The 12,866-nt window shown below is 36.9% G+C and carries 13 protein-coding genes and 1 riboswitch; of the genes, 11 read left to right on the forward strand and 2 right to left on the reverse strand.

Going from position 1 to position 12,866, the window contains the following annotated elements:
* Window positions 1-44: 44 nt before the first annotated feature.
* Window positions 45-1,142 carry a M24 family metallopeptidase gene (locus tag FC56_RS04850; protein WP_054668953.1) on the reverse strand — a complete coding sequence of 366 codons (1,098 nt, stop codon included), beginning with the start codon at window positions 1,140-1,142 and terminating at the stop codon, window positions 45-47.
* A gap of 200 nt (window positions 1,143-1,342) precedes the next feature.
* Between FC56_RS04850 and ccpA the strand changes: the two genes are divergently transcribed.
* The 11 genes from ccpA to ribH all read left to right on the forward strand — a co-directional run bounded on the left by ccpA (window position 1,343) and on the right by ribH (window position 11,998).
* Complete coding sequence (gene ccpA / locus FC56_RS04855; protein ID WP_056978234.1) at window positions 1,343-2,344, forward strand: catabolite control protein A; 1,002 nt, start codon at window positions 1,343-1,345, stop codon at window positions 2,342-2,344.
* A 208-nt stretch (window positions 2,345-2,552) separates the two neighbouring features.
* Window positions 2,553-2,726, forward strand: a complete 174-nt coding sequence (locus FC56_RS08150) for a hypothetical protein (protein ID WP_156410665.1) — start codon at window positions 2,553-2,555, stop codon at window positions 2,724-2,726.
* 4 nt (window positions 2,727-2,730) lie between these two features.
* The gene (locus FC56_RS04860) at window positions 2,731-3,111 is read left to right on the forward strand and encodes a hypothetical protein (RefSeq protein ID WP_056978235.1); all 381 of its coding nucleotides are present in this window, start codon (window positions 2,731-2,733) and stop codon (window positions 3,109-3,111) included.
* Window positions 3,092-3,265, forward strand: coding sequence for a CPBP family glutamic-type intramembrane protease (locus tag FC56_RS08280; protein ID WP_082620580.1), 174 nt, complete (start codon window positions 3,092-3,094; stop codon window positions 3,263-3,265). The genes FC56_RS04860 and FC56_RS08280 overlap by 20 nt, the downstream gene beginning before the upstream one ends.
* Before the next feature lie 256 nt (window positions 3,266-3,521).
* Window positions 3,522-4,295 (forward strand): (S)-acetoin forming diacetyl reductase, encoded by a 774-nt coding sequence (locus FC56_RS04865; protein WP_056978236.1) that lies wholly within the window; start codon window positions 3,522-3,524, stop codon window positions 4,293-4,295.
* 167 nt (window positions 4,296-4,462) lie between these two features.
* Window positions 4,463-6,982: an ATP-binding cassette domain-containing protein gene (locus FC56_RS04870; protein WP_056978237.1), complete on the forward strand. Its 2,520-nt coding sequence runs from the start codon at window positions 4,463-4,465 to the stop codon at window positions 6,980-6,982.
* Window positions 6,983-7,182: 200 nt separating this feature from the next.
* Window positions 7,183-7,968, forward strand: a complete 786-nt coding sequence (locus tag FC56_RS04875) for a glucose-1-dehydrogenase (RefSeq protein WP_056978238.1) — start codon at window positions 7,183-7,185, stop codon at window positions 7,966-7,968.
* A gap of 451 nt (window positions 7,969-8,419) precedes the next feature.
* Window positions 8,420-8,550, forward strand: a riboswitch (FMN riboswitch).
* Between the two features lie 113 nt (window positions 8,551-8,663).
* Window positions 8,664-9,722: a bifunctional diaminohydroxyphosphoribosylaminopyrimidine deaminase/5-amino-6-(5-phosphoribosylamino)uracil reductase RibD gene (gene ribD / locus FC56_RS04880; RefSeq protein ID WP_225425410.1), complete on the forward strand. Its 1,059-nt coding sequence runs from the start codon at window positions 8,664-8,666 to the stop codon at window positions 9,720-9,722.
* On the forward strand, window positions 9,722-10,327 hold the full coding sequence (locus FC56_RS04885; RefSeq protein ID WP_054668945.1) for a riboflavin synthase: 606 nt from the start codon (window positions 9,722-9,724) through the stop codon (window positions 10,325-10,327). Before ribD ends, FC56_RS04885 begins: the two co-directional genes overlap by 1 nt.
* Window positions 10,317-11,531, forward strand: a complete 1,215-nt coding sequence (locus FC56_RS04890; protein WP_056978240.1) for a bifunctional 3,4-dihydroxy-2-butanone-4-phosphate synthase/GTP cyclohydrolase II — start codon at window positions 10,317-10,319, stop codon at window positions 11,529-11,531. The genes FC56_RS04885 and FC56_RS04890 overlap by 11 nt, the downstream gene beginning before the upstream one ends.
* Window positions 11,531-11,998 carry a 6,7-dimethyl-8-ribityllumazine synthase gene (gene ribH, locus FC56_RS04895; protein WP_056978241.1) on the forward strand — a complete coding sequence of 156 codons (468 nt, stop codon included), beginning with the start codon at window positions 11,531-11,533 and terminating at the stop codon, window positions 11,996-11,998. The genes FC56_RS04890 and ribH overlap by 1 nt, the downstream gene beginning before the upstream one ends.
* Window positions 11,999-12,064: 66 nt before the next feature.
* Here ribH and FC56_RS04900 read toward each other — a convergent pair whose 3' ends face one another.
* Window positions 12,065-12,562, reverse strand: coding sequence for a prolyl-tRNA synthetase associated domain-containing protein (locus FC56_RS04900; RefSeq protein ID WP_056978242.1), 498 nt, complete (start codon window positions 12,560-12,562; stop codon window positions 12,065-12,067).
* Window positions 12,563-12,866: the final 304 nt, after the last annotated feature.

Here is a 12,866-nt window from a genome sequence, read left to right on the forward strand (position 1 = left end):
AAAGGGCCATCGCTTAAGCGATGGCCCTTTTTGTCTGGAATAACTTAGTCAACGTATTGAAGTTCTTTAGTAGTATGAGTAAATGGTTCTGCACCGGTTTCGGTAATGTGGACACAGTCTTCGATACGAACTCCAGCAACACCAGGAATGTAAATGCCGGGTTCAATTGAGAAACACATTCCCGGGCGTAATAGCATATCATTGCCTTCCATGATAGATGGGAATTCATGTTCACCCATTCCCATACCATGGCCTAGACGATGAATGAAGTATTCGCCATAACCAGCTTGGGTAATAATGTCACGAGCAATTTTATCGAGTTCGGAAGCCATCATACCAGGTTTAGCTGCTGCTTGAGCAGTTAATTGAGCTTCTAAACAGACATTGTAAATATCCATTGATTTTTGATCGGGTTTACCAACGGCAACGGTTCTAGAAGCATCACTAATATAACCTTCCCAAACAGTTCCAAGATCAAATAATACTAATTGATTATTTTCGATTTTAGTAGGACCAGTAGCGCCGTGAGGTTCAGCAGCATGAGCACCGGCTTGAATCAAGGTGTCGAAGCTCATTTCCATGATCCCTTCACCTTTCAAGGCATATTCAAGGTCTGCTGCTACTTGTTGTTCACTTGTTCCGATTTTAGCAGCTTCAAAGCCTTTGGCAAAAGCAAAATCTGCCCACTTACCAGCGACATTTAATTTTTCAATTTCATCAGCTGACTTGATTAATCTCATTTTTTCGATTTCAGGAGTGAGGTTTAAAGCGAAATTAGTTGCTGGAAAGAATCTTTGAAGGGCTTCTAATCTTTCAACTGGTAAATTAGCTTTTTCAATGGCAACTGTTTTTTGATCAACTAATAAAGCTTGAACTCGATCAGCAATCATTTTCCAAGGATTTTCATGATCTAAGTAACCATAAACGGGATGATTCCAGCCAGTATCTTTAATTGCTTCAACTTCTAGCGCTGGGGCGAAGATAAATGGTTCAGCGTCTTTAAATACTGCTAACATCAAAACCCGTTCTACTGGATCACTGTAGAATCCAGTTAAGTATTGAATTGTTTTAGGGTCGCTGATTAAACCAAAATCACCTTTGTTTTCAGCGATCCAATTTTGAATCTGTTCAATTTTGTTCATGATCAACCTCTCCTTAAGTATGAATTTAGGTAAGTATAGCATAGTTAAGAATACGTTTCACTTGAAAAAAGGAAACGAATAGTTTATCATTGGCTTTGAAAACGTTTTCAATTTGCTATTGGGGATTAATTTTGGTATATTTGATAGTGCTTTGAAAATTAATGAAAACAGATAAAATCTAGTAAGAAAGGGCTGTCACGATGGAAAAACAGACAATTACAATTTATGACGTTGCTCGTGAGGCCAACGTCTCAATGGCGACGGTTTCTCGGGTAGTTAATGGAAATACCAATGTAAAACCGGCAACAAGAAAAAAAGTGTTAGAGGTAATTGATCGACTAGACTATCGACCTAATGCCGTTGCCCGCGGTTTAGCAAGCAAAAAGACTACTACTGTTGGGGTTATTATTCCTGATATGACCAATATGTTTTTTGCTTCATTAGCTCGAGGAATTGATGATGTAGCTGCAATGTATAAATACAACATCATTTTAGCGAATTCAGATTCTAATGGAGAACGTGAAGTTCAAGTATTAAATACGTTGCTAACTAAGCAAGTTGATGGAATTATTTTCATGGGTAATGAAATTACCCCAGAATTAAGAGATGAATTCCGTCGGACTAAAACGCCAATTGTTTTGGCTGGATCAATTGATGAAGAAAACGTTAACCCTAGTGTTAATATTGATTACGTGGCTGCTGTTCAAGAAGAAGTGAAGAACTTAATTGATAGAGGTAATAAGAAGATTGCCTTTGTTTGTGGTCCACTATCACAAGCAATTAATAGCAAGTACCGTTTGAAAGGGTACAAAGAAGCTTTGAAGAGTGCCGGTATTCCTTATGATGAAAAGTTAGTTTTTGAAACTGATAACTCATACAAGTCAGGAATGTTATTACAACCTGCATTAAGCTCAATGGGGGTTACGGCTGCCATGGTTTCAGATGATGAACTAGCTGCCGGTATTATGAACGGCATGACTGATGCTGGGGTAAAAGTTCCTTCCGAATTTGAAGTAATTACTTCTAACGATACTAAGATTGCTGAAATTGTTCGACCAAAGATGTCATCAATTACACAACCACTTTATGATATTGGTGCCGTTGCAATGCGCTTACTTACTAAATTGATGAATAATGAAGAAGTTACTGAAAAGAACGTTTTACTTCCTTATGGATTGATGAAACGAGATTCAACTAAATAAATTACACAATAAGAAGAGTTTTCTGAAAAGAAAACTCTTTTTATTTTTGCCCTCAAGAAACTGACCCGATTTTTCAAGTCGCATTTGATAATTGATAATCATCATTGTTTATAAGTCATAATCTTTGAACTTGCATTTTAGAAAATTTATACTGATGTTTGTGAAACTTAATTACACAGGGGGAGTTATGTATGAATAATGAGGGGAAATGTTTTTAGAGCGTAAAAATGACAATCGAGTTTTTCCAATTTTAGATGATGCTAAACCATTGTCTCAGTCACGATTGTGGTTAATTGCAATCTTAACACCGTTAATTTTCTTTATTGGTGTGATACCACAAGTGCTTCATATTCAAAGCAAAAATATTTATTTGGATGCTTAATTCTTTGGTTGGTACGCCATTAAAAACGTACTTTCATAAGATTACTAAATCTGACTTTTGGGATGGCGTTTTGGTTTTAATCCTAGACGGAATTTATAGTACTGTGGTCAGTCAATTATTTACTACATATTCTTCGACTACATCCAATGCTAATAATCAGGGACTAAATCATATCTCAACCATCAAAATGGTATTAGTCTTTATTGTCGAAACAATTAGTAATGACACAACCCTTCTTTCAGAAGAATTGCTAGCATTGATTCCTATGTTAGTCTTTGCTACCTTGGCTAATAAATATTGGCACTTTAGTAGAGGTGGGGCATTATTACTTGGAACTATTATCTCTATCTTTTGTATTTGGGTTTATGCATTTTTCAACTTATGATTGGCACTGGGCCCAAATGATTATCCTCATTGGAGGTTCTCGAATTTTCTATAACGGGGTATACATTCGGACTAAGAACCTTTGGGTATCTTATCTTTGCCATTTCTTATGGGACACCATCACACTTGTAATTGTAATTGTATTACATCATTAGTAATCCCAAACGCCTTCCATTGTACGAGGCGTTTTTGTTTGGAAAACTAATCTTAGTAATTGTTATGCGATAAATTATTACCAAACTTAGTTATATTGATTGTGAATAAAATACGATATTATTTAATTCATTCAAATAACGGCTAATGTTCAGTCATAAAAGGTTTTAAGGTAAATGAAAAATAATTGCTGAATCTTTTTGAACGAAGTGATATAATGCTATTGTTAAGTTAATCACAAAAGAAAAGAGAGATATCATGACTAATAAAGTAGCGTTAGTAACCGGAGCGGGACAAGGAATTGGTGAAAGTATTGCTAAAAGATTGGCAAACGATGGTTTTGCAATTGCCTTAATCGGCCGGCATGCTGATAAAATTGATCGGGTAGCTAGTGAAATTAAAGAAAACGGTGGAAAGGCTATTTCCTTAGTAGCTGATGTTTCCAATCGAGATGAAGTATTTTCAGTCGTAGATCAAACCGTTAGTGAATTAGGCGATTTAAATGTTATTGTAAATAATGCTGGGGTTGCCCCAACTACACCAATTGATGAAGTAACGCCTGAGCAACTACAAAATGTCACAATGATCAATACCGGTGGGGTAGTTTGGGGCACTCAAGCCGCTCATGCTGCTATGAAAAAATTAGGTCATGGTGGTAAGATCATCAATGCAACTTCTCAAGCCGGAGAAGTCGGTAACCCTAATTTAACTGTTTATGGTTCTACCAAATTTGCGATTAGGGGAATTACCCAAACTACAGCTAAAGAATTAGCAGCCGATAATATTACGGTAAATGCTTATGCTCCAGGAATTGTGATTACTCCAATGATGGAAGATATTGCGCACGAAGTCGGTAAAAACGCCGGTGAAAGTGATGAATGGGGAATGCAAACTTTCGCCAAGGATATTACTTTAGGGCGGGTTTCCAAACCTGAAGATGTTGCTGCTGTAGTTTCTTTCTTAGCTGGGCCAGATTCCGATTATATTACCGGACAAACCATTACCGTTGATGGTGGGATGGTCTTTCATTAAAATAATGTGATAAAAAAGTTCAATTAATAATTCATTGAACTTTTTTTATTTGGTTAATGACCCTCAATTATTGCTTTTTACCTATTGATCTTTATCGTAAGTTTAAATGCCTGACATGCTTGGCTAACAGTGATACATTACAAATAAAAGATAACTTGGGGAAAATTATGGAAAATAATTTACAAATTGAGGTTCGCGGGGGCAAAGTTAATAATTTAAAGAACATAAATGTTAACATTCCCTTAAACAAATTTGTAGCTATTTCTGGATTATCTGGATCTGGAAAGTCATCTCTAGCAATGGGAATTTTGTATTCTGAGGGTTCTAGACGCTATTTAGATGCTTTGTCTACATATACTAGAAGACGGATTAGCCAGGCGGGAAAGGCTGATGTTCAGTCCGTTAAGCACATTCCATCAGCATTAGCATTAAAACAGCGTCCAGATGTCCCGGGGGTTAGGTCAACCGTGGGAACGATGACTGAACTTTATAACGTGTTACGGTTAATTTTTTCTCGGTTGGGATCTCCTAAATGCCCTAATGGCCATCAAGATTCGCCCACAATAAAGATTGCTGAATCCATGAATTTAACTGGTGATGCAATGGGATTAATTACCTGTCCAGTTTGCGGGGTACAATTTCATGCCTATAGTGCAGAAGACTTCGCATTTAATTCTGCCGGAGCCTGTCCAACTTGTGATGGATTAGGAGTAACTAAGCAAATTAATCCAGATAAATTAATCGATGATCCTAGTAAATCTATTAAGGATGGAGCAGTTGCTGCTTGGAAGTTACCCGGTCGTAATTTCATGCCTACGGTAGCTGAAGCTGCTGGTATTCCGATTGATATTCCGTACGAACAATTAACTGACCAGCAAAAGGACTTTGTTTTACATGGTCTTAAAAAAACGTATGACATTAATATACCGACTAAAACTGGTCGGGTTTTTCATATGGATAATGCCCAATACGTAAACGCCTATGATTCTATTTCTGAAAGTATGGCTAATACCAAAAGTGAAGTGGCTTTAAAACGACTTAATCGGTTTTATGAATTTTCCACTTGTCCTCTCTGTCATGGAACCAGACTTAATCCTAATCGATTAACTCAATTAGTGAATGGCAAAAATATTGCTGAAGTGAGCACCTTAGAACTAGCGGACTTAACTGATTGGGTGGCTCAACTAAAACAATGGTTACCTGATAATATGGCCAAGTTGGCAGATAATTTAACCACCGAATTATTAAATCAATTAAACCCAGTGTTGGAATTGGGGTTAGATTATTTAACGATGGAACGTTCGGGAGGGACGTTATCTACTGGGGAATTGCAACGTATTCAATTGGCTCGTACGTTGAGGACGGAGACTACTGGAGTCCTCTATGTATTGGATGAACCTTCAGTGGGCCTACATCCGGATAATGTTCAAGGATTAATTCATATTATGCGGGAGTTAATTAATCAAGGGAATTCTTTAGTAGTAGTTGATCACGAAACTTCAATCATTAATGCGGCTGATTGGATTATAGAAATTGGTCCAGGATCAGGAAAAGATGGTGGAGAAGTTATTGCTCAAGGAACTCCAGCGGAGATTAAAGCTGATTCTAAATCTTTAATTGGGCCCTTCTTAAAAGGAACGGCACCGTTACTAGTGAGAAAGCCTAAATCAGCTGAAGACATAATGACTGCTGGCAAAATTACTATGGCGATTAACGAACGGTTTAATTTACATGATGTATCCGTAGATATTCCCATTAATCGTTTAACTGCAGTTACTGGTTTTTCTGGGGCGGGTAAAACTACCTTGATTTTAGATGGTCTCTATAAGGCGTTACAGGATAAGCTTAACAATCAGCAATTACCTAGTTATGTAACTCAATTAACTGATCCAGATATTAACCAAGTTGTTAGTATCGATGCTACCCCAGTCGGGAAAAACGTCAGATCTACCGTTGCAACTTACACTAATATTATGAATGAACTAAGAAAATTATTTGCAGCTCAACCAGAGGCTAAAAGCAAACATTTTACTAGTGCTTACTTTTCTTACAACAATAAAGAAGGAGCTTGTCCAACTTGTGGAGGAACTGGGCAAGTATCATTAGATATCCAATATTTACCAGACATGGTAGAAGTTTGTCCGACTTGCCATGGGAAACGATATAATCCTAAAGTATTGACCGTTAAATGGCATGATCTCAGCATAGCGGATGTAATGGACTTGGAAGTAAAAGAAGCTATCAATACATTTAAAGACAATGATAAAATATTACAAACCCTTCAAATCCTAAATAATATAGGATTAGGTTATCTACTAATAGGTGAAGCCACTCCTAGTCTTTCTGGAGGAGAAGCTCAACGCTTAAAATTAACTACCCACCTGGCGCGAAAACTTAATCAGGCCTTGTTTATTTTTGATGAACCTACAATTGGGTTACACCCACTTGATGTTCAAACACTGATTCAAGTATTACAACAACTGCTAGATAAGGGAGCTACTGTTATTACGATTACTCATGATCTTGATCTGATGGCCAATGCCGATTACATGATTGACTTAGGGCCTAAGGGTGGAGATAATGGCGGTAAAATTATGGCTGCTGGAAGTCCATTGGAATTAGCTAAAAATTCAACTAGTTTAACTACGCAATATTTGGCCAAATTAATACAACGAACTAGCAATTAAATCTGAAGCGACTGTCTCATTGAGATAGTCGCTTTTTCATATTATGTACGGTAATGGAGCTTGATTCTTACCATCGTTATTTTATCTGTTTTGCCACCATAATGTTAAAATTGTTGTGACTACTAAAGGTAGTTAATGACGGGGGATGTTTTCAACTCTAAAAGTTGATAATGAGGTTATTTTAAAAAGGAGTGAAGAAAATGTATGACGATTTAAAAGAAAAAGTAGCAGTAGTAACAGGTGGATCGAAAGGAATTGGCTCCGCAATTGCTAAGCGTTTTGGACAAGAAAAGATGAAGGTAGTTATTAACTATAATAGCGATCAAGCTGGTGCCCAAAAAGCCGCTGATGAAGTAATTGAAGCTGGCGGAAACGCAATAATTGTACAAGCAGATGTGGCTACGGAACAGGGTGTTCAAGAATTACTAACCGCAGCTATTAATAACTATGGTGATTTAGACGTTTGGGTTAATAATGCAGGCTTAGAAATCAAATCCCCAACCCATGAACTTTCATTGGAAGACTGGAATAAGGTAATTGCTGTTGATCAAACTGGTGTTTTTTTAGGATCGAAAACAGCACTTGCTTACTTCAAAAAACAGCAGAAAAAAGGAAACATTATCAATCTGTCATCAGTTCACGAACGAATTCCGTGGCCCACATTTGCAAGTTACGCGGCTGCTAAAGGCGGTGTGAAATTGTTTACTCAAACTATTGCGATGGAATACGCTAAAGATGGTATTAGGGTAAATGCAATTGGTCCTGGGGCAATTAATACCCCAATTAATGCTGAAAAATTTGCTGATAAAGCTCAATATGATCAAACAGTTAATATGGTGCCTATGGATAGGATAGGGGACCCCGAAGAAGTTGCTGCAGGTGCGGCTTGGTTAGCGTCTAATGAATCTAGCTATGTAACCGGGATTACCTTATTCATTGATGGTGGAATGACCCTCTACCCAGCGTTTAAGGATGGACAGGGATAAAGGCAACCAGTTAATAGTCGAACTTATATTAATTTAGATTAGGTTATAGAGACTCTTTAATAAAGTATCGAAATGTGAAACAGCTCATGACTATTAGGTCTAAGGGCCGTTTTTATTTTTAGCAAAATTTGGAATTTAGATTAAAATGTATATTTTTTTAAATTAATGAGTATGCATATGAGACGAAAAAATCGAAGGCATTTCTGGTGAAGATATAATCAACCTTGAAATAGCTACTGGTGAACCAATAGTGACAAGGTGAACGTGGTATCAAAGACTAAGCTTGACTAATTAAATTGATTAAAATGAAAGAGACCGTCTCGATGTGAGAGGGTCTCTTTTTTGCTGACTTGCAATAACGTATGATAAAACGGTCACCAGTGAGAAACTACTATCTAAAAGTTATTGCAATTCAAAAACAATTACGTTAGCATGTTATTGAAAACTGAATAGATTTCTTCGGGGCAGGGTGTAATTCCCGACCGACGGTGACAACATAAGTTGAAGTCCGTGACCCGCTTTTGCGGTGGACCTAGTGTAAGTCTAGGACCGACAGTATAGTCTGGATGAGAGAAGAAAAAATAACCTTTCATAGTTTTAGTGACGGCTTTTTTGTCGTTGCTTCCTTCGTATGAAATCTTATTTAGCTTATCAAAATTCTAAGCCCTGCAATTTGCAGGGCTTTTTTTAATGAGGTGAGTAAGATTATAGCAACACAACGATATATGAATTTAGCTTTTTCATTAGCCCAAAATGGAATGGGGCAGACTTGGACTAATCCATTGGTGGGAGCAGTAATCGTCAAGGATGATCAAGTATTGGCAACTGGATATCATCAACATTATGGACAATCCCATGCAGAAGTTAATGCTATCAAAAATTTGCCATCAATAAAGATAGCTCAGGGGGCCACCATTTATGTAACATTAGAACCTTGTAATCATTTTGGTAAGACTCCGCCATGCACCCAACAATTAATTGATATTGGTATTAAAAAAGTGGTAATTGGTCAATTAGATCCTAATCCATTAGTTGCCGGTAAAGGGGTTAAACACTTACGAGAAGCAGGAATAGAAGTTACGATTTTAAATCAAACGGGTAATATAAATCAATTTTATAATTTCTTTTATCACCAACAACGTCCGTTTGTTACTTTGAAGTATGCGGTCTCACTAGATGGAAAGATTAATGGTCCTGAACCTAAACGGACATTATTAACTGGCAAGGAGTCTAAAGTAGACAGTCAAAAATTAAGACTTCAGTATCAAGCAATTTTGATTGGTGAAAACACTCTGACAATAGATAATCCTTTATTAATTGTGCCAAATCAACAAACGGATTTTCCAGCAATTCGAATTATTGTGGTTGATGATGCTAACCAGGTAAATCCTAATTTAAGACTTTTTACAAACTCTGCTCCGATTTGGCTTTTATCACGACAGCCAAATTATCGTCATTGGCCTGATTTTGTGACAGTATTTGACCAAAAAAGTTGGACACCTACAGAAATTACCAGATTACTAACCGAGCAAGGAATTCAATCACTATTGATTGAAGGTGGTAGTCGTACACACAGTCGGTTTATTTCTTCAGAAATTGTAGATCAAATAACTATTTATTTAGCGCCCTTAGTTTTAGGTGGTACTGCTTTACCTGCCGTTTACGGAACGGCCAGTTCGCAATTAAATTTTGAAATAAAGGCGATTAAACAAGTAGGTAAAGACTTAAGAATTGATGCAAGGAGAGAAAGCTAATGTTTACTGGAGAAATAAAGAGCACCGGCACAATAAAAGATATTAGAAATTGCAATAATATTAAGCGATTAAGAATAGAGCTTAATCAACCACAAAACTGGCAAATTAAGAATGGAGATAGTATTGCTATTGATGGAGTTTGCTTAACCGTTACGGATACGGACCAACGCTATATCTGTGTTGATGTTATGCCAGAAACATTGAACAGAACAACTTTAGAACAAATAAAAATTGACCAACAGATAAATTTAGAGCCAGCATTATTAGCAACAGAGCGATTGGCTGGCCATTTTGTATTAGGTCACGTGGATACTACTGGTTCAGTATTGAACATTGTGCGTGATCAAGAAACAATTAACTTAACAATTGCTTTTAGTAGTAAATATTTTCCTTATATTGTTGAAAAAGGGTCTATTGCGATCAATGGGGTTAGTTTGACAGTAACTGATGTGCAGCCAACTAACTTTACGGTCAAATTAATTCCATACACCCTTAAGCATACAAACTTAGGTTCATTATCTAAGCGGGAAAAGGTTAATTTGGAAACTGATATTATCGGGAAGTACCTTGTGCATTTGCAGGAGGGCGTAATCGATGAAAAATAAATCAATTTTACGTGTTGAGCAAGCTATTAGTAGTTTACAACGAGGTGGACTAATCATTGTTGCCGATGATGAGAGTCGTGAAGCAGAAGGTGATTTGGTGGGATTAGCTGAATATGCTACTAATGAAACGGTTAATATGATGGTAACAAAAGCGCGAGGATTACTTTGTGTACCAATGAGTACAGATTATATTCAAAAATTAGGATTGGCTCCTATGGTGGTCAACGAAACTGAGCCATTTGGGACGGCTTTTACTATAAGTGTTGATGCTAAAACCACTTCGACTGGTATTTCAGCAGCTGATCGTGCGAGAACCATTCGTAAGTTAGCAGATCCGTTGGCAACGTTTAATGATTTTTATCAGCCGGGACACGTTTTTCCACTTAATGCTAAACCACACGGTGTTTTGCAAAGAGGCGGGCATACAGAAGCAGCGATCGATTTAGCCCAACTGGCAGGTTCAGCTCCGGTGGCTTACATCTGCGAAATTCTCAAAAAGAACGGTAAAATGGCTAGAAGACATGATTTAAAAGCACTAGCTGAAGGTATGAAACTACCCATGATTACAATTCAAGATATTCGAAATTATCGTTATCTTAAAAATATTGATGTAGTTAGATCCATTGCTAAAGTTGATTTACCTACTAAATATGGTCATTTTAACTTAGAGGCTTTTATAACTAGTGAAAATCAAGAACCAACATTGCTCATAACCAAGGGGAAAATTAATCTTGAACGACCCTTACTATTAAGGCTTCATTCGGAATGTTTAACTGGTGATGTATTGGGTTCACAACGATGTGATTGTGGTGAGCAACTAGCAACTGCTCTAAGAATGATAGAAGAAAATGGCAGCGGGGCAGTGCTTTACTTACGGCAAGAGGGTCGTGGGATCGGTTTGGCTAATAAATTGCGAGCTTACCATTTACAAGAAAATGGATACGATACGGTAGAAGCTAATGAACACTTAGGATTTGGTGCTGATGAACGAGATTATGGTACCGCGGTAGCTATTTTGCATTCTAAAGGGATTCAAAACGTTGATTTATTGACGAATAATCCGGATAAAATTAAGCAACTAGAAAATTTAAGTATTCATGTTAATAGACGGGTGCCATTAGAGATAAAACCGACTAAAGAAGACCTTAAGTATTTGGAAACTAAAAAGCATAAATTTCATCATCTATTGAAGGAGATTAACTAATGAATAACCAGCAAACTTTAACTCAAAAGTCAACGGCCAAGATTGGTATTGTAGTAGCAGATTTCAATGAGATTGTAACTTCACGACTACTAGAAGGTACACTATCAGAGTTGAACCACTTAGGAATTCAAACGAAAGATATTAAAGTTGTCCATGTACCCGGTGCGTTCGAATTGCCACGGGCTGCTAAGCGATTAATGGAAACTGAGCTATTTGACGGAATCATTGCATTAGGAGCGGTAATTCGTGGTGAAACGTCACATTATGATTATGTTTGTGCTGAAACTGCAAAAGGTTTAGCAGAATTATCACTGCAAGGTGCTAACCCGGTTATGTTTGGGGTGCTAACTACTGATAATATTGAACAAGCCCTTAATCGATCTGGTGGTAAAGGTGGCAATAAAGGGCGTGATTGTGCCCAAGGAGTACTACAAATGATTAACCTTGATCGACGTGATTTTAGTTAATCAGTTGTATAATTTTTAAAATGAGAGCGTAAAAGAGCTAACCATAAATGTGGTTAGCTCTTTTTGTTATTTATATTCCAGATTAATAATGTGAACTGAATTTCCATGATCCTCAATTAATTGGATTAAATCTTGTGTTTTAATCCAGACAGTAGCGGTATTATCGTTAGGGTGAACACCAATAATTCCGGGCTGACTTAGGAATTCTTCGTCAATGAAGAATTCGATATTACTCTCAGTAGGGTTTAATAAGCCTAGTGGGGTGACAGCACCTGGAATTAGACCTAAGATTTGCATTAATTCATCTGGGGAAGCAAACGATAGTCTTTTGGTATTGTTATGATTGCGAAATTCCTTTAAATCAAGCTGTTTATCAGCCTTTGTTGTGATAAGATAATAGTTTCTTTTTTTGCCATCACGGACAAATAGATTTTTAGCATTGGCGGTGGGGTATGGCACATCTAACTTTGCGACCTCTTCCATATTGTAGACGGCTTGATGTTCTGTGACTTCATACCAAATGTTCTTGCTATCTAAATAATCAAATACTTCTTGTTTGTTCACTTTATAACCGGCTTTCAAGGTTTAATTATAAATAATAATAAGTAATTTATCATAAAAAATATTAAGTAAAGTAATAAAAAGGTGATAGGTTAAACGTGGTATCAAAGACTAAGTTTGAATAATTAAAAAGGAGACCGTCTCGATGTGAGAGGGTCTCTTTTTTTGGCTAACTTGTGCTATCTGCTGATAAAAAGGTAATTAATGGGTCGCTAATAAATGAACTAGTTGAATTTGTTTAACAGATGATAATGACTGGATTAACTTAATAAGTAGTTAGGATCTGGTATTAAATTGCATCATAATT

The sequence above is a fragment of the Lentilactobacillus senioris DSM 24302 = JCM 17472 genome (assembly GCF_001436555.1).
Lineage (GTDB): Bacteria > Bacillota > Bacilli > Lactobacillales > Lactobacillaceae > Lentilactobacillus > Lentilactobacillus senioris.